The 22,189-nt window shown below is 63.4% G+C and carries 20 protein-coding genes; 12 read left to right on the plus strand and 8 right to left on the minus strand.

The window, feature by feature from the left end; all coding sequences use genetic code 11:
- The first annotated feature begins 79 nt into the window (after positions 1–79).
- From HGO38_RS10555 to HGO38_RS10580, 6 genes are all read left to right on the plus strand, one after another.
- Positions 80–1,486 carry a multicopper oxidase family protein gene (locus tag HGO38_RS10555; protein ID WP_250955838.1) on the plus strand — a complete coding sequence of 469 codons (1,407 nt, stop codon included), beginning with the start codon at positions 80–82 and terminating at the stop codon, positions 1,484–1,486.
- 84 nt (positions 1,487–1,570) lie between these two features.
- Positions 1,571–2,461 carry an MBL fold metallo-hydrolase gene (locus tag HGO38_RS10560; protein ID WP_250955839.1) on the plus strand — a complete coding sequence of 297 codons (891 nt, stop codon included), beginning with the start codon at positions 1,571–1,573 and terminating at the stop codon, positions 2,459–2,461.
- A gap of 107 nt (positions 2,462–2,568) precedes the next feature.
- Positions 2,569–3,714, plus strand: a complete 1,146-nt coding sequence (gene rnd, locus HGO38_RS10565) for a ribonuclease D (RefSeq protein ID WP_250955840.1) — start codon at positions 2,569–2,571, stop codon at positions 3,712–3,714.
- A 3-nt stretch (positions 3,715–3,717) separates the two neighbouring features.
- Complete coding sequence (locus HGO38_RS10570) at positions 3,718–4,212, plus strand: GNAT family N-acetyltransferase (protein WP_250955841.1); 495 nt, start codon at positions 3,718–3,720, stop codon at positions 4,210–4,212.
- An 88-nt stretch (positions 4,213–4,300) separates the two neighbouring features.
- Complete coding sequence (locus tag HGO38_RS10575; protein ID WP_250955842.1) at positions 4,301–5,275, plus strand: small ribosomal subunit Rsm22 family protein; 975 nt, start codon at positions 4,301–4,303, stop codon at positions 5,273–5,275.
- 151 nt (positions 5,276–5,426) lie between these two features.
- On the plus strand, positions 5,427–5,759 hold the full coding sequence (locus tag HGO38_RS10580) for a hypothetical protein (protein ID WP_250955843.1): 333 nt from the start codon (positions 5,427–5,429) through the stop codon (positions 5,757–5,759).
- Here the strand turns inward: HGO38_RS10580 and HGO38_RS10585 are convergent.
- A complete protein-coding gene (locus tag HGO38_RS10585; protein ID WP_250955844.1) occupies positions 5,731–6,138 on the minus strand; it encodes a DUF2000 family protein in 408 nt (135 codons plus the stop codon). The genes HGO38_RS10580 and HGO38_RS10585 overlap by 29 nt on opposite strands.
- Between HGO38_RS10585 and HGO38_RS10590 the strand changes: the two genes are divergently transcribed.
- The 3 genes from HGO38_RS10590 (at position 6,137) to HGO38_RS10600 (ending at position 9,791) form a co-directional block, all read left to right on the plus strand.
- Entirely contained in the window at positions 6,137–7,033 is an 897-nt protein-coding gene (locus HGO38_RS10590) for an AraC family transcriptional regulator (RefSeq protein ID WP_250955845.1), read from the plus strand. The two genes, HGO38_RS10585 and HGO38_RS10590, sit on opposite strands and share 2 nt — an antisense overlap.
- Before the next feature lie 97 nt (positions 7,034–7,130).
- The gene (locus tag HGO38_RS10595; protein WP_250955846.1) at positions 7,131–8,489 is read left to right on the plus strand and encodes an esterase-like activity of phytase family protein; all 1,359 of its coding nucleotides are present in this window, start codon (positions 7,131–7,133) and stop codon (positions 8,487–8,489) included.
- A gap of 339 nt (positions 8,490–8,828) precedes the next feature.
- Complete coding sequence (locus HGO38_RS10600; protein WP_250955847.1) at positions 8,829–9,791, plus strand: adenylate/guanylate cyclase domain-containing protein; 963 nt, start codon at positions 8,829–8,831, stop codon at positions 9,789–9,791.
- Between the two features lie 51 nt (positions 9,792–9,842).
- On the opposite strand, the gene ppx is transcribed toward HGO38_RS10600, so the two are convergent.
- The 4 genes from ppx to HGO38_RS10620 all read right to left on the minus strand — a co-directional run bounded on the left by ppx (position 9,843) and on the right by HGO38_RS10620 (position 15,488).
- Positions 9,843–11,363: an exopolyphosphatase gene (gene ppx / locus HGO38_RS10605; RefSeq protein WP_250955848.1), complete on the minus strand. Its 1,521-nt coding sequence runs from the start codon at positions 11,361–11,363 to the stop codon at positions 9,843–9,845.
- A gap of 11 nt (positions 11,364–11,374) precedes the next feature.
- Positions 11,375–13,567 carry an RNA degradosome polyphosphate kinase gene (locus HGO38_RS10610; protein WP_250955849.1) on the minus strand — a complete coding sequence of 731 codons (2,193 nt, stop codon included), beginning with the start codon at positions 13,565–13,567 and terminating at the stop codon, positions 11,375–11,377.
- Between the two features lie 79 nt (positions 13,568–13,646).
- Positions 13,647–14,360, minus strand: coding sequence for a DnaA regulatory inactivator HdaA (gene hdaA / locus HGO38_RS10615; RefSeq protein ID WP_250955850.1), 714 nt, complete (start codon positions 14,358–14,360; stop codon positions 13,647–13,649).
- Entirely contained in the window at positions 14,361–15,488 is a 1,128-nt protein-coding gene (locus HGO38_RS10620) for an AI-2E family transporter (protein ID WP_250955851.1), read from the minus strand.
- Between the two features lie 245 nt (positions 15,489–15,733).
- Here HGO38_RS10620 and purM point away from each other — a divergent pair, with 245 nt between their 5' ends.
- Both purM and purN read left to right on the plus strand, forming a co-directional pair.
- On the plus strand, positions 15,734–16,807 hold the full coding sequence (gene purM / locus HGO38_RS10625) for a phosphoribosylformylglycinamidine cyclo-ligase (protein ID WP_250955852.1): 1,074 nt from the start codon (positions 15,734–15,736) through the stop codon (positions 16,805–16,807).
- Positions 16,804–17,460 (plus strand): phosphoribosylglycinamide formyltransferase, encoded by a 657-nt coding sequence (gene purN, locus HGO38_RS10630; RefSeq protein WP_250955853.1) that lies wholly within the window; start codon positions 16,804–16,806, stop codon positions 17,458–17,460. Before purM ends, purN begins: the two co-directional genes overlap by 4 nt.
- Positions 17,461–17,469: 9 nt before the next feature.
- On the opposite strand, the gene HGO38_RS10635 is transcribed toward purN, so the two are convergent.
- From HGO38_RS10635 to HGO38_RS10645, 3 genes are all read right to left on the minus strand, one after another.
- Positions 17,470–18,261, minus strand: a complete 792-nt coding sequence (locus HGO38_RS10635) for an SDR family NAD(P)-dependent oxidoreductase (protein WP_250955854.1) — start codon at positions 18,259–18,261, stop codon at positions 17,470–17,472.
- A 268-nt stretch (positions 18,262–18,529) separates the two neighbouring features.
- A complete protein-coding gene (locus HGO38_RS10640) occupies positions 18,530–19,132 on the minus strand; it encodes an NUDIX domain-containing protein (protein WP_250955855.1) in 603 nt (200 codons plus the stop codon).
- Positions 19,129–21,291 (minus strand): molybdopterin-containing oxidoreductase family protein, encoded by a 2,163-nt coding sequence (locus HGO38_RS10645; RefSeq protein WP_250955856.1) that lies wholly within the window; start codon positions 21,289–21,291, stop codon positions 19,129–19,131. Before HGO38_RS10645 ends, HGO38_RS10640 begins: the two co-directional genes overlap by 4 nt.
- A gap of 33 nt (positions 21,292–21,324) precedes the next feature.
- Here HGO38_RS10645 and HGO38_RS10650 point away from each other — a divergent pair, with 33 nt between their 5' ends.
- A complete protein-coding gene (locus tag HGO38_RS10650; protein ID WP_250955857.1) occupies positions 21,325–22,173 on the plus strand; it encodes a 23S rRNA (adenine(2030)-N(6))-methyltransferase RlmJ in 849 nt (282 codons plus the stop codon).
- Positions 22,174–22,189 lie beyond the last annotated feature (16 nt).

Consider the following 22,189-nt stretch of genomic DNA (forward strand, 5'->3'; position numbering starts at 1 on the left):
ATGGCCGTCGTTTCCTGATTGCTGATTTCGAAACTCAACTTTAAAATGACAGACAGATCGACTGACCCCGGAGAGAGCCATGCTGCCCCTGTCGCGCCGCACCCTGCTGAAAGGGTCTGCCCTAGCCGGTGCCTATGGCCTGGGCCTAGGCCTTGCCGGCAAGGTGTCCGGCGCCTTTGCCGCGAGCGATCCTTATCTTCTGGAAGCAGCGGTCACCGACGCGCTGATCGACGGCAAGGCGCCGACCCGGGGCATGATGACCTATCGCCAGCCGGGCGGCATCGACGGCGCCATGCCGCCGACCCTGCGCATGACGCGCGGCGAGGCCTTTGCGCTCACATTCACCAATCGCCTCGACGAGCCGACCACGGTGCATTGGCATGGCCTGCGCATCCCCAATGGCATGGACGGCGTGCCGTTCCTGACGCAGCCCTATATCTATACCGGCGACAGTTTTGACTATGGCTTCACGCCGCCGGATGCCGGCACCTTCTGGTATCACCCCCATTGCAACACGCTGGAGCAGATGGGCCGCGGGCTGACCGGCCTGTTGATCGTCGAGGATCCCAACGATCCCGCGTTCGACGCCGAGATCGCGCTCAATCTGCGCGACTGGCGGCTCGGCGGCAACAGCCAGTTCATCGAACAGTTCAAGCCGCGCGATGCGGCCAAAACCGGTACGTTCGGCACGGTGCGGACCGCCAACTGGCAGGTCGAGCCGCAGCAGGACCTGCCGGCCGGCGGTCTCGTGCGGCTGCGCATTGCAGCGACCGACGTGACGCGCCTCTACAATCTGACGCTCGACGGCGCGGAGGCGCTGATCGTCGCCCTGGACGGCCAGCCGTTGCCCTCGCCCATGCCGCTTGAGATGGCCATCGTCGCCCCCGGCCAGCGGCTCGACCTCATAATCCGCATGCCCGACAGCGAAGGCCAGATCGTCACGCTCAGCGATGTCAGGCCGAGCGCGCCCAAGTCCGTTGCTTCGTTCCGTGCGGTCGGCCCTTCCCTGAAGCGCGATCTCGGCGACGTGCCGGCGCTTGAGCCCAATCCGGCCCCGGCGCCTGATCTGTCGAACGCCCAGCAGATCCCGCTGCTGCTCAGTGCCACGGCCGAGAATGCGGCGCGCGATTCGATCTGCGGCACGCTTGGCTATTCCTTCTGGGCGATCAACAAGGTGCCGTGGCCGGGCGACAGCGCCGACCCGATGGCGCCGCTTGCCGAGTTGAAACTCGGCCAGACCACTATCTTCAACCTCGAAAACGTCACGCCGCACGCCCATCCGATCCATCTGCACGGCATGAATTTTCATGTGCTGTCGTCCTCGACCCGGCCGGTGCTGCCGCTGATCTCCGACACCTATCTCATCCTGCCGGACGAGAAGGTGCAGTTGGCGGTGGTGGCCGACAATCCCGGCGACTGGGTGTTTCACTGCCACGTCATCGAGCACCAGAAGACCGGCATGACCAGCTATCTTCGCGTCGTGTGATACCGGCTTTGCGGTGGCCTTGACAGACGGCCTCGGATGCCGCGTCTTTCGCGGCTGAACCTTTCATGACCAAGGACGTCCGCCGTGCCCGACCTTTCCGCGACCCTCTCCATTCTCACGCCTGCTCCCGGCGTCTTTGCCTATTACGACGGACGGATTGCCGGCAAGCGGCTGCATTCCCCGGACGACAACTGGCTGGACGACGGCGCCTATGCGCTGGGTGTGGCGACCTATGCGATCGTCGAGGGTTCAGAGGCGATCGTCTACGACACCCATATCTCGCTCGATCATGCCCGCGCCATCCGCCGCCATCTGGAGAGCCTCGGGGTCACGAATATCCGCGTCGTGCTCAGCCATTGGCACACCGATCATGTGGCCGGCAACGAAGTCTTTGCCGATTGCGAGATCATTGCCAATCAACTGACCGCCGAGACGCTTGAAGCCAACCGCGCCAAGCTGGAGACGGGCGAGCCGCCAATCACGCCGCTGGTCATGCCCAACCGGCTTTTTCGCGACAGGCTTGTCCTGACGCTCGGGTCCCGCACCGTCGAACTGCTGCAATTCGACATTCACAGCGCCGACGGCACCGTTCTCTGGCTGCCGGAGGAAGGCCTGTTGCTGGCCGGCGACACGGTGGAGGATACCGTCACCTATATCTCAGAGCCGGAACATACGGCGACCCATATCCGCGAGCTGGACCGCCTGCTCACCCTGCCGATCCGCCGCATCCTGCCCAATCACGGCGATCCGGAGGTCATCAAGGCAGGCGGCTACGGGACCACCCTGATCGAGGCCAATCGCGATTATCTGAAGCGGTTGATGGACGATGTCTCCCACCCCGGTCTCGACAGCCAGACGCTGGCGCAATTCGTGGCGGCGGATGTGGCGGCGGGGCGGATCGGCTATTTCGAACCCTATGAGGCCGTGCACCGCCAGAACATCGCGGCGATGCGCGGCGTGGCGCTCACGAAATAACGGTTGACCCGGCCGCTGAACGGCGCCGCAAGCGGCCGTTCGCCTTGACATCCCCGGCCTAAAGGGGAAGGAAGATTGACAACGCAATTTTCGATGACCGAGCTGAAATGATTGAAACCACTGCTGCGCTTGAGGAGGCTTGCCGCCAACTCGCCCAATCGGAATTCGTAACGATCGATACCGAGTTTCTGCGCGAAACCACGTTCTGGCCGGAACTCTGCCTGATCCAGATGGCAAGCCCCGATCTCGAGGTGATCGTCGATCCGCTCGCCAAGGGCATCGATCTTGCGCCGTTCTTCGCGCTGATGGCCGATACCAATGTGGTCAAGGTGTTCCACGCGGCCCGTCAGGACATCGAAATCGTCTTCCATCTCGGCAATCTGCTGCCGCATCCGATCTTCGATACGCAGGTGGCCGCCATGGTCTGCGGCTTCGGCGACAGCGTGTCCTATGACCAGCTGGTGCAGAAGGTCAAAGGCGTGGCGCTCGACAAGTCGTCGCGCTTTACCGACTGGAGCCGCCGGCCGCTCTCGGAAAAGCAGCTCGACTATGCGCTGGCCGATGTCACCCATCTGCGCGACGTCTATCTGAAGCTGAAGGCCGAGCTGGAGCGCGAGGGCCGCGCCGGCTGGCTGACGGAAGAAATGGCGGTTCTGGAATCGCGCGAGACCTACGACCTGCATCCGGACGACGCTTGGCAGCGGCTGAAGATGCGGCTGAAAAAGCCGCAGGAACTGGCCGTGATGCGCTCGGTCACCGCCTGGCGCGAACGGGAGGCCCGGAGCCGCAACGTGCCGCGCTCGCGGGTTCTCAAAGACGATGCGATCTACGAGATCGCCCAGCAGCAGCCGAAGGATTCCGAAGCGCTCGGCCGGCTTCGCACCGTACCGAAAGGCTGGGAACGCTCCTCGTCGGGCACGGCGATCACCGACGCCGTCAACGCCGCACTCGCCCTGCCGAAATCGGAATGGCCGCAGGCCCATCGTCATAGCCATGCGCCCGAGGGTGCGGCGGCTGCCGTCGAACTGCTCAAGGTTCTGCTGCGGCTGACCTCCGAAAAGCATGGCGTCGCCGCCAAGATGATCGCCAATAGCGAGGATCTCGACAAGATCGCCGCCGATGGCGAGGCTGCCGACGTGCCGGCCATGCAGGGCTGGCGGCGCGAGCTGTTCGGCGATGCCGCCCTGAAGCTGATCGACGGCCATGTAGCCTTGCGCTTCGTCGGCAAGAAGGTCGAGGCCGTGGAGCTCTGAGCCATGGCCGACATCCATCTGCGCCGCGCCACCGCCGATGACATCGGCTTCATCATGGATGTCGAGCGCCAGCCGGGCTACGAGCAGTTCATCGGCCGGTTTTCGGAGGAGCAGCATAGCGCGCATTTTGCCGATCCGACCTGCGCCTATCTGATCGGCGTGGATGGCGAGGACGGTGATTTCGGTTTCGTCTTCCTGCGCGATTTCGACGATCCGTCCGGCAATCTGTTCATCAAGCGGCTGGCCGTTCGCGGCACCGGCAAGGGCAACGGCAGCCGTATGGTGCAGCTCTGCATGGATTGGGTGTTCCAGCAGACCCCGACCCATCGGCTGTGGCTCAACGTGATCGCCAACAATGCCCGCGCCCAACACGTCTATGGCAAACTCGGCTTTGTCGAGGAAGGCATCAAGCGCGAGGCGATCCTCGCGCCGGACGGTGAGCGGCTGGACAGCGTGATGATGTCGATCCTCCGGCCGGAATGGCAAGCGCGGCGCTAGAGTGGCCGCGTACGACTTTGCGTCTCGTCAAAGTGACGCGCTTGCTCTAATCCTCCATCAACGCACCGACTGACCGGATACCGCCCCCGTGGAATTGCCAGCCGCCCTGAAGAGCGCCGTCGAGCGCCTGCTCGAACACCAGCCTCTCGACCCCTTGATGAAGGCTGCCGAGCGCTTGTCCAACCGCTATCGCCGCGAGGTGCGCGACGGGCAGCTGCACTTGAGCGACGAGCTTGCCGCCAAGGCCTATCTCGCCGCCCGCCTGCCCGCCACCTTTGCCGCGGCGCGCGCCGCGCTGGAGGCGGTGGCGGAGGTGCATGACACGTTTGCGCCGAAACGCCAGATCGATGTCGGCGCCGGACCCGGCACGGCGCTGTGGGCGGCCGTCGACTGTTGGCCCGGCCTGCAATCGGCGACGATGCTGGAGGCAAGCCCCGCCATCCGCAAGGTCGGAGAGACGCTGTCAGCGGCGCTGACGATCGCCTGCGACTGGCGGGCCGGCGATGTGCTTGGCGATCTGCCGCAGATGGACAAGGCGGATCTGGTGACGCTTGCCTATGTGCTGGACGAGCTGGCCGAAAACCGCATTGCAGACGTCACGCGAAAGCTGTTCGAGCTGACCACGGACACGATCGTCATCATCGAGCCCGGCACGCCGGCCGGCTGGAAGCGCATCCTCACCGCCCGCCAGACGCTGCTTGAGGCCGGCGCCTCTCTGATCGCCCCCTGCCCGCACCAGGACGCCTGCCCGATCGTCTCGCCGGACTGGTGCCATTTTTCCCGCCGGGTGGCGCGCTCGCGCATCCACCGCCAGGTCAAGCAGGCCGATGTGCCGTGGGAAGACGAGAAATACATCTTTGTCGCCGCCACAAGGCTGCCGATCACGCGGTCGGGCGCCCGCGTCCTGTCGCCGCCGCGCATGTCGGGCGGTGTCGGCCGGCTGAAGCTCTGTCTGGGCGACGGCACGGCACAGGAGACCGTGATCAGCCGTCGCGACGGCGAGGCCTTCCGCCAGGCACGCCGCGCCGACTGGGGCGACCTGCTCCAGCTGTCACAGGACTGAGCGGGGACTGCCCGATGAGCCGTGAGCGGACTGAAGAGATATCGGGAAAATTCACCATCCATGCCCTTTTCGGCGAAATGCTTACGGCCGACCAAGAGGCTGGGGAGTACATTGGCTGGCGAGTTTGGCCGTTCTGGCGCGGGAGGCCTGAATGCTGGATGTGATTCCATCGAAAAGGCTGATGGCCTTCGCCCTCATCATTGCGGTCCTGTCACGCGCGGTCATCGGCATTTTCAACTCTGATCTTGTCGGAGCGAATGCGGCCAACGTCCTGGTGATCTTCTTTGCCCTGGCCAATCTGGCCGTCGGCGTGGCCGGGTTGCGCACATCGCAGCGCATCGCCTGGAGCGCCTATCTCCTGGTCAGCGTCGCCATGTTCTTTCTCCTTGGCTTTTCCACGCCCATCGGCGCCCTGGTGATCCTCGCCCCGATCGCGATCGAGCTTGGTATCGACTTCATCCGTGCAGCTTGGCGCCCTTGGTGATCTTGTCGGCGGCCTTCTTGTCGGTGCGCAATGCTATGCCGACCACTTTGGCAGTGTCCGGTCCATATTCGGCAAAGACGGCCCGGTTGGCGGCATCGTGGCCGGTGGCAAACATCTCCTCGATATAGAGCGATGTGGTGACCTGACGCTCCAGCGCGCGCCAGTGGATGGTGCGCAGGGTTTCCTGATCGGCACCCAGCACGACGATCGGCTGGATGCTCAGCGGATTGTAGAGATTGCCGCTCGCATCGCGATAGGCCTCGCCGATGATCGACGGCGTGGCTGCGACTATGCCGCTGGTCAGAAAGGCGGTAACGTTGAGCTTCTGCCATTGCGCGAGATCGTCGCGCAGCACGATGACGAATTTGGTATCGAACATGTCTTACTCCAGTCAGGGTCACCAGGGCCGCCTGGCGATGTCGCCCGAGGTAGCAGGCCCGGCACAGGACGGTCTTGAACGTTCGTGCAGGGTCCTTGCCGACGGCATCCGCACCGGCCCGACGGCGCTCGGCATCGAGCGGATCGAGGCCTCGTTCCGCGGCAACGGCTTTGCGCCGCACCGCCACGACACCTATGCGCTGGGGCTGACGCTGCAGGGCGTGCAGACCTTCCATTATCGCGGCGAAAGCCGGTTCAGCCAGCCGGGCCAAATCATCGTGCTGCATCCCGACGAACTGCATGACGGGGCGGCCGGCACCGAAGACGGCCTTCGCTACCGCATGCTCTATGTCGCGCCCGAACTGATCCGCCAGGCGGGTGGCGAGACGGATCTCAGCCTGCCCTTCGTCGCCACGCCGGTGTTCAGCGATCCTGATCTTGCCCGGGCGCTCAGTGAGGCGCTGGAGGATATCGACGCGAACCCCGATGCGCTGGCCTTCGACGACGTGCTGTCCCGCATCGCCGCCGGCCTGCAGCGCCATGCGGGACTGCCGGCGCAGCGGTCGGAAGCATCGGCCAGAACCGCGGTCGACCGGGCGGCGGCCTATCTGCGGGACCACTGCGAGCAGACCGTCACCTCGCAGGACCTCGAAACGCTGACGGGGCTCGACCGCTATGCGCTGGCGCGCCAATTCCGGCGTCTGACGGGCACCAGTCCGCATCGCTATCTAGTCATGCGGCGGCTGGAGAGCGCCCGCCGCGCCCTGCTGTCCGGCGCGCCGCTGGCCGACGCCGCAATAGGAGCGGGCTTTGCCGACCAGAGCCATTTCACCCGGCATTTCAAGAAGAGCTACGGCATGACGCCCGGACGCTGGCAGGAACTGATCCGGGGATAAAACCGCCTGTCACCAAAATTTCATGGCGCCGCAATCGGACGGACATCGACACCGCCTATGGCTGCGGCGTCCGTTTCCCTCATTGTTGGTGATCCCTATGAAACAAGCTCTTTTCGCCTCCGTCTCGCTTTGCCTCCTTATCGCTGCCCCTGTGCTTGCCGAGGAGAAGGCCTTCCCGGCCAAGCTCGTCTCCCATGCGATCCTGCCGGCCAACAGCATCATCAAGGCTCCGGCCGATGCGCCGGCCCATCTCCAGACCTCGGGCAAGTTCACCACGGCCGACCGCAAGCGCACCGATGCGCTCGGCACCGTGCCCGGCAAGGACGGCGTTCGCACCACCGGTCTCTCCATGCCGTTCGACGGCCAGGCCATGCAGGGCTTTTCCGGCATCAAGACCATGGACGACGGCACGTTCTGGAGCCTGTCCGACAACGGCTTCGGCTCCAAGGCCAATTCCAGCGACTCCATGCTGATGCTGCATCACATCAAGTTCGACTGGGACAATGGCAAGGTCGAGCCGATCGAAACCGTATTCCTGTCCGACCCGGACAAAAAGGCGCCCTTCCCGATCGTCATGGAAGGTGCTGAACAGCGCTATCTGACCGGCGCCGATTTCGACGTCGAATCGATCCAGCCGGTGGCCGACGGTTTCTGGGTGGGCGAGGAATTCGGCCCTTACCTCTTGAAGTTCAGCAAGGACGGCAAGCTGACCGACGTGATCGCCACGAAGGCCGGCGAGACCGACGTCAAGTCACCGGACAATGCCACCCTGGTGGTTCCGGCCAATCCGACGGCCAAAATGCCGGCCTTCAACCTGAAGCGCTCGGGCGGCTATGAAGGTCTCGCCATGTCCAAGGACGGCGCCAAGCTCTATGGTCTGCTGGAAGGCCCGCTCTATCTCGAAGACGGCTCGGTCGAAAAGGCCGACGGCCTGACGGCGCTGCGCATCCTCGAGCTGGACGTTGCTTCGAAGGCCTGGACCGGTCGCTCCTGGCTCTATCCGCTGTCGGAAGGCGGCGAGGCGATCGGCGACTTCAACATGATCGACGCCACAACGGCGCTGGTCATCGAGCGCGACAATGGCGCCGGCACTGCCGACCACGCCTGCGCCGATCCGAAGAAGCCGGAGCCGACCTGCTTTGCGGTTCCCGCCAAGCACAAGCACATCTACAAGATCGAGCTGACCGACGAGAATGTCGGCAAGGCCGCCCGCAAGATCGGCTATATCGACCTGATGAAGATCGCCGATCCGGACAACAAGAAGCGCCAGGGCGGCGGCGACGGTTTCTACGACATGCCGTTCGTCACCATCGAGAATGTCGATGTCATCGACCCGACCCATATCGTCGTCGGCAATGACAACAACCTGCCGTTCTCGGCCGGCCGGGCGCTCGACAAGGCAGATGACAACGAGTTCGTGCTGCTCGAAGTCGGCGAATTCCTCGCCGCCAAGTGAGCATAACTCACCTGTAGATGGGGTGGCGGCCTGGTGGCCGGCACCCCTTTCTGCATGATCGGGCCCCATTGAGAGAACTCAAAGCCAGTCCGCACCGTCTCGATGTATGGAATGATCCGGATACGGATGCCAATCCTGGGCATTCCTCTGGCCGACGTTCCGGCTGCTCTTGCCCGGTTTCGCAAAGGCGCTATTGTTCGGACAACGTACCGAAGCAATATATCCGCGTGACTAGCCATGATTGACCAATGCCGCAGGGGCATCCTGGATGTTTTGAGATCGTCGCAACTGCGCTGGGCATTAATGATCGCCCTGATTTCGCTGTGTGGCATACTTTACATGTTCGTTTTCAACATGAGCAACGGCTATGTTGTCGCCATGGTATTTGCAAATTTCTGCGTGATGCCGCTGATCGTCTTTGAACGTGGTTTCATATTGCGCCGCCTTCATGCCCACATCAGGCGCCTGCCGACACCCACCTATTTCCTCTCGACGATCCTGATCTATTTCGTTTTGACCGGCCTGGGCTTTGCTGCGGCTGGGGTGCTGCTGAAAGGAACCGGGCAAATCGCCGTTCCGTGGAAAAATGTGCTGATCATCCCCCCGAAGACGCTGGCCTACACACTCATCCTGTTCTTCCTGGGCATCTCGGTCATGCGGATCCGCCAGTTGTTGGGGCGCGACGTCTTCCTCAGCCTGTTGACCGGCCGCTATCGACGTCCGCTCCAAGAGGATCGAATCTTCCTGTTCATCGATGTCGTCGGCTCGACGAGTTACGCCGAGACGTTTGGTGACCTCAAGGCGCAGGAGTTCATCGGTGCGATCTTCGGTGGCATCAGCGAGCCTGTCAGCCGCCATGGCGGCGCGATCGACGACTATGTGGGGGATGCCGCCATCATCACATGGCCGCTGCAATCAAGCGCGACCTCCGGACGTTGCGACAATGCCGGTCGCAGCGTCGCCTGCGTCTTCGACATCCTTGGGCAATTCGAGGCCGATGCGGACCGCTGGCGGGAAGAACACGGGCTTGTGCCACAATTGCGGGCGGCGCTGCACGGCGGAAGTGTCGTCACGGCCGAAATTGGCGTCGACCACCACAAGATCACCTATTTCGGCGATGTGGTGAACACCACCGCGCGGCTTGAGGCCCTCTGCAAGTCGCTCAACCGCCCGGTACTGATGTCGAGCGATTTGTTCGGCCTCACCTTCCTGCCCACCGGGATCAGGTCAGAGGCACTCGGCACCTACATGCTGAAGGGACGTGATCAGCCGCTCGACGTCGTGGCTCTCGAAAAGGTCTAGAGCTGACAGCTTCCGGTCGAAACGGAGGCACGCGATCCTGCAAACGACACGCTACTGGAACCGGAACGCCAATCGCTTGCCGGTCAACTTTGACAGTTGCTGCAGCCGGCCCTCGAGCCGTTCGCCGGCAAAATCGCGATAGGCGGATGGCACGAGGAATTCCAGATCGAGATCCGGGCGCGCGGCGCGGGCAAAGGTCAGGTTGTGGACGATGCCCGGCATGGAGGCCGAGAACAGGTAGACAACCCGCAGCAGCCCGCCGAGCAGCTTGGCGCGTTCCAGCAGCCGATCGGTGGCGATGGCGGCCAGCGGTCCTGTCCGGCCGTCGTCATAGAGCCCTTCGAAGCGGTAGTAATTGGTCAGCGCAATGAAGGCGCGGCCGGGATGGGTGATGCCGACAAAGGACGAATGGGCAATGACGTTGAGCGCCTGCAGGCCGCGATAATCGGGATGGGCGCGCCAGCTGATATCGGCCAGCAGGCAGGCGGCGCGGCGATAGCGCACCTCCTCGCCGGTCTCGGCCGCATCGAAGAACGGCATCATGCGGCCGGTCCAGTCGGCCAGTTCGCGGGCGTGTTCCGGCGACCTTGCCCGAAGGATCGCCAGTTCGTCGGCAGCAGCCAGCAGGGGATCGACCGTGCGCTCCTCCTCCGACAACAGCGAATAGAGATAGCCTTCGCGCACCCCTTGGGCGGAAAAGCTGACGCTGCGCGGCTTCATCGCCTCGACGACTTCGCGCAGCGCGATGGCACCGAAGGGCAACAGGGCGCGGCGGCTCTTGGAAATGGTCGCCCAGGCCGGATCGCGGGCATTGGCGCCCGATATGATCTCGTCGAGGAAGCGGGTAATTTCCTCGACGGACAATTCATAGCCCTGCATCATGTGCAGCGGATATTTGCCGATTTCCATATGCAGCTTGGCAATGTTGCGCCAGGTGCCGCCGACGGCATAGAAGGTGCGTCCGGCGCCTTTTTCCAGCATGGACGCGGCACCGATATGCTTGCGGGCCAGCGCCCTGGCCTTCGGCAGGGAGCCGCCGGCCGTCTCAGACAAGCGCAGGCCGCCGAGCGGCAGGGTCATGCCCTGGCTGATGCTGGTGCCCGAGATGTCGACCAGTTCCAGCGAGCCGCCGCCCAGATCGCCGGCAATGCCGTCCGGCTCATGGAAGCCGCTGATGACGCCGAGCGCCGAATAATAGGCCTCTTCCTCGCCCGTCAGCACCTCGATCTTGTGATCGAGAATGCTCTCGGCCTTGGCGATGAAATCCGGACCGTTGCTGGCCTCGCGGGCCGCCGCCGTCGCCAGGACAAACATCGCGGTCGCCTGGGCCTGGCGCGACAAGGCGCCGAACCGGCGCAGCGATGCCAGGGCCCGCTGCACGCCGTCCTCGTCCATGCGGCCGGTGGTGGCCAGGCCCTTGCCCAGGCCGCACAGCACTTTTTCATTGAAAAGAACCGTCGGCGCCCGTGACAGGCCCTCATAGATGACAAGACGGATCGAATTGGAGCCAATATCGATGACGGAGACAGGGGCGATGCCAGGCAAACGCCCCTGAGCTTCAGATCTGGTCATAAAATTCCAGCTTAGTTTTTCCGGCCGGAAATCACTCCGGCAATCAGTTTCGGCGCGCTCGATTTCAGGGATTCACCGCGTCCCGAAAGACTGGGATTGGTCATGAAATAGTGCTGCGCATTGAACGGTTCCTCACCGGCGCGCACTTCCATGCGCCGCGAGGTTCCGTCGGCCAATATCTCGTAGCTTTGCTGGTTGTCAATGAGATTGCCCAGCATAATCTGCGAAAGCACCTGCTCATGCACGGTCGGGTTAATGAGCGGTACCAGCGTCTCGACGCGGCGATCGAGATTGCGCGGCATCATGTCGGCCGAGCCGATATAGACCAGCGCATGTTCCGACGGCAGGCGATGGCCGTTGCCGAAGCAGAAGATACGGCTATGCTCCAGGAAGCGTCCGACGATCGACTTGACGCGGATATGATCGGACAGGCCCGGCACTTTCGGGCGCAGGCAGCAGATGCCGCGGATGACCAGATCGACTTCGACGCCCGCCTGGCTGGCGCGATACAGCGCGTCGATGATCTCCGGATCGACCAGCGAGTTCATCTTCATCCAGATCGCCGACGGGCGACCGGCCTTGGCATTGATGGTTTCTTCCTCGATATGCTTGAGGATGCGCGGCCGCAGCGTATAGGGCGAGATCGCCAACTTCATGCCCTCTTCCGGCTCGCCGTAGCCGGTGATGAAGTTGAAGACATTGGCCATGTCATGGGCAATCTTCGGATTGCAGGTGAAGAAGGACAGGTCCGTATAGATCTTGGCGGTGATCGGGTGATAATTGCCGGTGCCGAGGTGGCAATAGGTCCTGAGCTTGCCGTCTTCGCGGCGCACCACCATCGACATCTTGGCATGGGTCTTCAACTCGATGAAGCCGAACACCACCTGCACGCCGGCGCGCTCCAGGTCGCGCGCCCAGCGGATATTGGCCTCCTCGTCGAAACGGGCCTTCAACTCGACCAATGCGGTCACAGATTTGCCCGCTTCCGCCGCATCGATCAGGGCGCGGACGATCGGGCTGTCGTTCGAGGTGCGGTAAAGGGTCTGCTTGATGGCCAGCACGTCCGGATCGCGGGCGGCCTGCAGCAGGAACTGCACGACCACGTCGAAGCTCTCGTAGGGGTGGTGGACGATCATGTCCTTTTCGCGGATCGCCGCCAGGCAGTCGCCGGCATGCTCTCTCACCCGTTCGGGAAATCGGGCATTATAGGGCTCGAAGCGCAGGTCGTCGCGCGGCGCCTTGGCGATTTCGGAGATGGTGTTGAGGGCCAGAAGGCCCGGCAGAACGGCGACGCGATTGTCGGGCACCCCCAGTTCATGCACGACGAACTGGCGAAGCGCCACCGGCATTTCGCTGTCGGTCTCGATGCGGATCACCGAGCCGCGACGACGGCGCTTCAGCGCCGTCTCGAAGAAGCGCACCAGATCCTCGGCCTCTTCCTCGACTTCGATATCGCTGTCACGGATGATGCGGAACGTGCCGAAGCCCTTGACCTCGTAGCCCGGATAAAGCCGGTGGATGAACATGCCGACCGCATCTTCAAGGGTGATGTAGCGGATGGTGTTCTTGTCGTCCGGCAGGCGGATGAAGCGATCCAGCGCCGGCGGCAGGCGCAACAGCGCCGTCATCGGCTCGCGGCCGCGCAGGCTTTCCAGCTGCAGGCCCATTGAGAAGCCGAGATTGGGAATGAACGGGAACGGATGGGCCGGATCGATCGACAGCGGCGTCAGAACCGGGAAGATGGAGTCCTCGAAGGCGGCCTCCAGCCAGGTGCGATCCTCCTGGGACAGAGCGCCCGGGCGGACGATCATGATGTCTTCCTTAGCGAGATATTGCTGCAGCACGGCGAGCGAAGCCTGCTGTTCCATCTGAAGATTGTCGATTTCCTTCAGGATGTCTTCGAGCTGCTCGGCCGGCGTCAGGCCGTCCGGGCTGCGCACGGTGATGTTCTGGCGGACCTGGCCTTCCAGACCCGCAACGCGCACCATGAAGAACTCGTCGAGATTGGCCGCGGAGATCGACAGGAAGCGGATGCGCTCGAGCAGCGGATGAGCGGTGTTCAGGGTTTCTTCCAGAACGCGGCGGTTGAACTGCAACCAGGAAAACTCCCGATTGATGAACCGGGCAGGACTGGAGAGGAGATCGTCCTGTACCTTGCTCTCCTCGATGCCGTCGGAGTTCGTCTCAGTTGCAACCGAATCCATTTTTCCGCCCTTCGTTAGCCTTCACCGGCCCATTATAACAATATGACGACGCCACTGTGACACTCAATCCGGTCGCCACTCAATCCTGCTCGTCCTGCCGATAGAGGCGGTTCAAGACCTCGGCCGCCACAGACCGCGTGATCTTTGTCCGCCGCGACAGCGCCAGACGGTCGATCCGATCGACGATGTCTTGCGCTGCGGCCAGCGACCGCTCCATCCGCTGAACGATATAGAAGGCAATCTTGTCATCGATATTAAGCTGGCGATCGGAAAACAGTTTAACGATCACCTGGGACAACAAATCTTCGTCCGGCTCACCGATTTCGACCATGGTCGCCGCCTTCAGGCGGGAGCGCAGGTCCGGCAGGGCGACCGGCCAGGACAGCGGCCAGCTGCGCGACGTGATCAGCAGGCTCTGGCCGTTTTCCCGTACACTGTTGATGACGTGGAAAAGCTCGACCTCGTCGAAACCGTCGCGATCGGCATCCTCGAACAGCACGGGCCCGCGCGCCGCTTCCTGCGCGGCGGCGGCTCCTTCGACCGGACGGATGTCGCGCGCGCCGCTCAAGTGCCGCCAGATTTCCGCCAGATGGGATTTGCCGGACCCGGCAGGTCCCGTCAGGATGACGACGGGCGACGGCCAGTTCGGCCAGCTGTCGATGATGGCAACGGCTGCGGCCAGCCGGTCGGAGACCAGCAGATCGTCGCGGCCCGATGCCGCCGCATGGCCAAAGACCAGCGGCAATTGTTCGCCGGCCTCCCGTTCCGCCACAAGCTTCTTGATGTCACTCATTCATTTCTCGGTGATGCGCGGCGGCTGGGCGTCATTGTCGATGATCGTCACCTGCCCATAATAAAGATCGCTCTCAAGATACCGCGCCAGGGCAAAACGGACAAGAACGCCGACGGCGGCCGCGGCCGGAACGGCGACGAGAACGCCGATGAAGCCGAACAGGGCGCCGAAGGCAAACAGCGCGAACATCAGCCAGACCGGATGCAGGCCGACGCTTTCGCCGACCAGCTTGGGCTGCAGGATATTGCCCTCGATGAACTGGCCGGAGAAGAAGAATGCCACGACAATGATCAGGTGGACATAATCCGGCCAGAACTGCACCAGCGCCACGCCGGCGGCGAGGATCAGGCCGACCGTCGAACCGATATAGGGAATGAAGCTGATCATGCCGGTGAAGAAGCCGATCAGCAGGCCGAAATTCAGGCCGATCAGCGACAGGCCGACGGCATAATAGATGCCGAGGATCAGGCAGAGCGAGCCTTGGCCGCGCACGAAACCGGCAATGGTGCGATCCATGTCGCCGGCGATTTCGCGCACCGCCGCGACCTGGGTGCGGGGGATCCAGCTGTCGACCTTGGCGATCATGCGGTCCCAGTCAAGCAGCAGGTAGAAGGCCACCACCGGCGTCACCACGAGCAAGGAGGCGATATCGACCAGCGCCTTGCCGGAATTCCAGATCTGCGCAAACAGCGTTCCGACAAAGCCGGCGCCCTCGGTCAGAAGTTTCGAGAAATTCTCCTTCATGGTGCCGACCTGGCTGTTCAGCCATTCCGGCAGCCAGGCGGCATTCGACGTGGAGATGAAGCTCTGCAGGTCGGTGATATAGCCTGGAATATGCTGGATGAACTCGTTCAATTGGGTCACCAGCACGGGAATGATGATCATCAGCGCCAGAACGAACACCACGATGAAGGTCACCAGAATGACCACCGTTGCCATCAGACGGCTGAGGCCGATGCGCTCCAGCCGGTCGGCGACGGGATCGAGGAAATAGGCCAGCGCCATGCCGCAGATGAAGGGCAGCAGGATGGTGCGGAACAACAGCAGGAAAACGGCCAGGATGGCAAGTGCCGCGACCCAGAACAGGAGCTGACGGCGCAAACCGGAGGCGCTGATATGATGGACCATTTTCGCTCTTTCCTTCCTTGGGTCGCAAAGCCCCTCGACCGGCGCTGCGCTGCACCCATAGCAGCAAACCGGGCCGCGCGGAAAGAAGGTTCAGGAGGTTGACATGGGGAAATCCGCCCGGCCGACAGGGCAACGACCCGTCACAAAACGCCGGAAAAGCGCCAAACGGCCGCCATCCTGCTTGCATATCGGCCGCTCTCATGCAATTGCCAGCCGATATTCGGAAAGCCCACGGAGTGACGCGGATGAGCCAGTCTGGAAGGAACGGTCTGACCTATAGCGATGCGGGGGTCGACATCGACGCCGGCAACCTGATGGTCGAGAAGATCAAGCCTGCCGTCAAATCGACGCGGCGGCCCGGCGCCGACGGTGAGATCGGCGGCTTCGGCGGCCTGTTCGACCTCAAAGCCGCCGGCTTTACCGATCCGGTCCTGGTGGCCGCCAATGACGGCGTCGGCACCAAGCTGAAGATCGCCATCGATGCCGGCATCCACGACACGGTCGGCATCGATCTCGTCGCCATGTGCGTCAACGATCTCGTGGTGCAGGGCGCCGAACCGCTGTTCTTCCTCGACTATTTCGCCACCGGCAAGCTCGATCCCGACCAGGGGGCTGCGATCGTCGGCGGCATCGCGGCCGGTTGCCTTGAGGCGGGCTGCGCGCTGATCGGCGGCGAAACGGCCGAAATGCCCGGCATGTACAAGGGCGGCGACTACGACCTGGCCGGCTTTGCGGTCGGGGCTGCCGAACGCGGGCAATTACTGCCGGCCGGCGACATTGCCGAAGGCGACGTGATCCTTGGCCTTGCCTCGTCCGGCGTGCATTCCAACGGTTTTTCGCTGGTGCGCAAGATCGTCACCCTCTCCGGCCTCGACTGGGACGCGCCGGCCCCCTTTGCCAGCGAGACGACGCTGGGTGCGGCCCTGCTGACGCCAACCCGCATCTATGTGAAGCCGCTGTTGAAGGCGATCCGCGAGACGGGCGCCCTGAAGGCGCTGGCGCACATCACCGGCGGTGGCTTCCCGGAAAACATTCCGCGCGTCCTGCCCAAACATCTGGCCGCCGAGATCGATCTCGACAGCATCACGGTTCCGGCGGTGTTCTCCTGGCTTGCGGCCACCGGCGGCGTGGCCCAGAACGAAATGCTGCGGACCTTCAACTGCGGCGTCGGCATGATCGTCGTCGTCTCGGCTGAAAACGCTGATGCCGTGACGGCGGCCCTTGAGGCCGAAGGCGAGACCGTCGCCCGCCTCGGCCGCATGGTGGTGCGCGAAGACGGCGCTGCCGGCACGATCTACAAGGGCAAGCTCGGCCTATGATCCTAACCCGCAAGCGCGTCGTCGTCTTCCTATCCGGCGGCGGATCGAACATGATGGCCTTGCTTGAAGCCTCGAAAGCGGCCGATTTTCCGGCTGAGATCGTCGCGGTGATCTCCGACAAGGCTTCGGCCGGCGGTCTCGCCAAGGCCTCCGCTGAAGGCATTGCGACGTTTGCCTTCGAGCGCAAATCCTATGCCGGCAAGGCCGAGCATGAAGCAGCCGTGCTGGCCGCCCTTGCCGACCTGAAGCCCGATGTCATCTGCCTTGCCGGCTACATGCGTCTGCTCTCGGCGGATTTCATCCGTGCTTACCAAGGCCGGATCATCAATATCCATCCGTCGCTGCTGCCGCTGTTTCCGGGGCTGCATACCCATGACCGTGCGATTCAGGCCGGCATGCGGGTGGCCGGCTGCACGGTGCATTTCGTGACCGAAGGCATGGACGAAGGGCCGATCATCGCCCAGGCCGTCGTGCCGGTCCTGCCGGGCGACACTTCAGACAGCCTGGCGGCGCGCGTCCTGACCGTCGAACACCGGATCTATCCGACGGCACTGCAGTTGTTGTCGGACGGCACGGTCGCCATGGCGGCCGACGGCACGGTCAGCCGCAGCGGATCCGCCAGCGATCCGCTGGCCACGCTGATTTCGGCCTGAACCCGCCGATCATATGCGGTTGCCCATGAAGTAACCGGCTCCCATCACCAGCAGCGCTGTGGGGATGAACCGCGTCGAGAACGCGGTGAGCCGGTTCATCAGCCCCGCCACGACATCGCGTTTTCCCGCATAAAGGGCCTTGAGGCCGATGTCTGCGACCGGTTCCGGCTGCATGATGGCGGCGGCGGTAAGAGCGTTGATGCGGTGGCCGGCGGCGGTGAAAAATCCGGTCGCGGTGGGCCCTGGGCACAGCACCGTGACCACGACCTTGCGGCGGCGCAATTCCTGATGCAGAGCCCGCCCGAAGGACAGCACATAGGCCTTGGACGCGGCATAGACCGCATAATTGGGGATCGGCTGGAAGGCGCCGGTGCTGGCGACCAGCAGGATATGCCCACCGCCGCGCGTCGCCATGTCACCGGCATAGAGATGGGTGAGCTCCGTCAGCGCCCGGATGTTGACGTCCACCATGCCGGTGACCCGGTCTAAGGTTTGGTCGGCAAAGCGGCCATGCACGGCGAAGCCGGCATTGTTGATCAGGGTTTCGATGGCGATACCCCGGCTGTCGATGGCGGATTTCAGGGCTTGTGCAGCCCCCGGATCGCCCAGATCGATGGCTTGCGTCACCACCTCCACGCCATGCGTCGACCTGATCTCACTGGCCAGAGCCTCAAGCGCGTCGGCGTGACGGGCGCTCAGCACCAGGCTGTAGCCGCGGCGGGCAAGCCCTTGCGCAAAGGCGCGGCCGAGACCGCCGGTCGCACCCGTCACCAAGGCCCATTTGCGCTGCTGATCCGCCATGCCGTTCTCTCCTCTGCGTCAGGGCTATCGCATATGAAACGATTCCCCTCCCAAACCCTCCCCACAAGGGGGAGGGCTTAACCCAGCCGCGAACTCGCCGCCTAGAATAGAACCGAGCGGTTTCCCCGGGCCTTCTCCCCCCTTGTGGGGGAGATGGCCGGCAGGCCAGAAGGGGTTTTTTCTCATATGCAATAGCCCTCCCTCTGCGTACCGTTTGCAGTAATAGCCGATCTGGCCCCAGCGGCAAGGCAGAGTCCCGCGATCGCGACTACTCAGCGCCGGACAGGCTGGCGCGGTTGAGAGAAGCCCATTGCAGCAGCATGATGGTCTTGCCGTCGCAGATCTCGCCGGTTGCGATCATGGCGAGCGCCGCATCCAGATCGATGTCCAGCAGTTCCAGGTCCTCATGCTCGTCTTCGAGCCCGCCGCCGGTTTCGACCTTCTGGGCTGCACTCACCGCCGCATAATAGAAATGCACCTTCTCGGTCACCGAACCCGGCGACATATAGGCGCTGAACAGGTGGCGCGGCGCATCGATTTGGTAGCCGGTCTCCTCCAGCACCTCACGGCAGGCCGCAGCCAGCGGATCGCCGCCTTCGGTGCCACCGGCCGGCACTTCCAGCAGAAAGGCCGGATCACCATTGACATAGGCCGGAATGCGGAACTGGCGCACCATGACCACGGTCTGCCGGGACGGATCGAACAGCAGCATGGCAACCGCCTCGCCACGGTCGAACACTTCCCAGGTCAGCCGATGGGTCTGTTGCGCATCATTGGTGTAGTCGAACGTCACCTTGCGCAGGTGGCTCCAGCCCTTGGACAAGGTCTCGTCGGCAACGATCTTGATGGTCGTCCTGTCGAACTTGCTCACGCCGGATCTTTCGTCAGCCAGACCTTGTTGTCGTGGAAGGCGGCACCGCCATGCGGGGCGACCGGATCGGCACCGGTCAGCACATTGATGCCCTCGCCGTCGACATGGGCCTTGTTGGGCCACAGGCCTTCGGCGACCAGAACGCCCGGCTTGACGGCATCGGTCACGCGGGCATGAATGCGGATCTCGCCGCGGTCATTGCCCATGCGCACCAGATCGCCGCTTTCGACGCCGAGCGCGAGCGCATCGGCGGGGCTGACCATCACCTCGGGACGCCCTTCCTTCTGCACCGAACTGCGGGTTTCGGCAAAGGTCGAGTTGAGGAAGTTGCGGGCCGGAGAGGTTGCCAGCCGGAACGGGTGCTGCGCATCGGCAAGCTCGATGACATCCACCTGATCGGGAAAGGCGGGAAACGCGGCGACCGGGCCGAGGATGCCGACCGAGGCCGGTGGGCGATTGGGGGCAGGCCCGCCGGCCCAGTCCGGCTTGAAGTGGAATTTTCCGTCGGCATGGGCAAAGCCGTTGAGGTAATGGGCCTCGTCGAAATCCGGCTGGCAATCGATCCATTTGTCTTCCAGCAGCGCATCGAAGCCGATGCGGCCGCTGGCTGTCAGGATATGGTCGATATGCTCGCGCTCGGTCAGGCCGAAGCCCGGATAGTCCGCGACGCCGAGGCGCTTGGCCAGTTCCTCGATGACGAAGAGATTGGTGCGCACCGTTGCCGGCGGCTCGACAAGCTTGGGACCAAGCTGGATATGGTTCTGGCCGCCGCCGCGATAGAGATCGTCATGCTCGACGAACATGGTGGCGGGCAGGACGATATCGGCCAATTCTGCCGTCTCGGTCATGAATTGCTCGTGCACGGCGACAAACAGGTCGTCGCGCAGGAAACCCTGCTTCACCAGCCGCTGCTCGGGCGCGACATTGACCGGGTTGGTGTTCTGGATCAGCATGGCCGTCACCGGCCCGCCGTGGCGCAGCGCGACGGCATCGCCGGTCAGCACGCGGCCGACCTGCGACTGGTCGAGCATGCGGATCGACGGATCCATATAGCCTGTGCCCATCAGTTCCGACTTGTTGAGCCGGAAGATATCGCTGTTGGAATGAAAGGCGCCGCCGCCTTCATATTGCCAGGAGCCGAGCACCGTTGCGACCGACAGGGCGGCATGCATGGACGCTGCACCATTGCGGCTGCGGGTAAAGCCGTAACCGAGCCGGAAGAAGGTCTTTTTCGTCGTGCCGACCAGGCGGGCAAAGGCCTCGATCTCCTCGACCGACAGACCGGTGATCGCGGCGGCCCATTCCGGCGTGCGGGTCGCCAGATGCGCTTCGAGGCCGGCCGGATCGTCGGCGTATTTTGCCATATAGGGGCGATCGGCATAACCGTCGCGAAAGGCGATATGCATGACCGCGCAGGCCAGCGCCGCATCGGTGCCGGGCTTCAGCATCAGCGCCATGTCGGCCTGTTTCATGGTCGGATTGTCGTAGATGTCGATGACGACGATCTTGGCGCCGCGCTCCTTGCGGGCCTTGATGGCATGGGTCATGACATTGACCTGGGTGGCGACCGCATTGGTGCCCCAGATGACCACGCAATCGGTCCTCGCCATTTCGCGCGGGTCGGGGCCGCGCAGCATGCCGGTGCCCATGACATAGCCGGTCCAGGCCATGTTGGTGCAGATCGTGCCCATGAAGCCGGAATAACGCTTGGCATGGCGCAGGCGTTCGATGGAATCGCGCTGCACCTGGCCCATGGTTCCGGCGTAGAAATAGGGCCAGATCGCCTCCGTGCCATGCTTCTGCTCGGCGGCGACAAAGGCATTGGCGATCTCGTCGAGCGCCGCGTCCCAGGAAATCTCCTGCCAGGCGCCTGATCCCTTGGCGCCCTTGCGACGCTGAGGCACCATCAGCCGATCCGGGTGATAGAGGCGCTCGGCATAGCGCGCCACCTTGGCGCAGATCACGCCGGCCGTGTAGCTGTTGTCGGCAGCCCCGCGCACCCGGCCGATGCGGCCGTCCTCGGTCAGGTCGACCTCCAGCGCGCAGGTGGATGGACAGTCATGCGGACAGGTCGTATGACCGGGGCTCAGCGTCTTGATGGGTGTCGCTATGTTCATCGCTTTTGTATAGGACAAGCTGACAAAGCTCAAAAGCCCCATTCCAACAAATCATCACAGCCATCGGAATTCGACATGAACTACCGCCATATCTACCACGCGGGCAATTTCGCCGATGTGCTGAAGCATGCCGTGCTGGCGCGGCTCGTGGTCTACATGCAGCAGAAGGACAAGGCGTTCCGGGTGCTGGATACCCATGCCGGCATCGGCCTTTACGACCTGTCGTCCGACGAGGCGCAGAAAACCGGCGAATGGCTGACGGGCATCGGCAAGCTGATGGAAGCCGACCTGCCGGCCAATGTGGCGCCGCTGCTGGCGCCCTATCTGGACGCCGTGCGCGAACTCAATCCCGACGGACCGATCACGCTCTATCCCGGCTCGCCAAAGCTTGCCCGCATGCTGTTTCGCCCGCAGGACCGCCTGTCGGCCATGGAACTGCATCCCGAGGATTGCCGGACGCTGGCCCGCCTGTTCGAAGGCGATTACCAGGTGCGCATCACCGAACTCGACGGCTGGCTGTCGCTCGGCGCCCATCTGCCGCCCAAGGAAAAGCGCGGCATCGTGCTGGTCGATCCGCCGTTCGAGGTCGAGAACGAATACGAGCGGATGGTGGAGGGGCTGGCGAAGGCCTGCCGGCGCTTTGCCACCGGCACCTATTGCCTGTGGTATCCGATCAAGAAGGGCGCGCCGCTGGCCGAATTCCACGCGGCGCTGAAGGCGCTCGACATTCCGAAAATGCTGTGCGCCGAACTCAATGTGCGCAGCGACCGCGAGGGCGGCCTGTCGGGCTCGGGGCTGATCATCGTCAATCCACCCTTCACCCTGAAGGACGAGATGCATCTGATGCTGCCGGTGCTGAAACAGGCCACGGCCCAGGATCGCTATGCCTCGCATCGCTGCTTCTGGCTGCGCGGCGAAGATTGAGACCTGTTGCCGCCTC

The sequence above is a fragment of the Rhizobium sp. CG5 genome (genome assembly GCF_023701945.1).
Taxonomy (GTDB): domain Bacteria; phylum Pseudomonadota; class Alphaproteobacteria; order Rhizobiales; family Rhizobiaceae; genus Allorhizobium.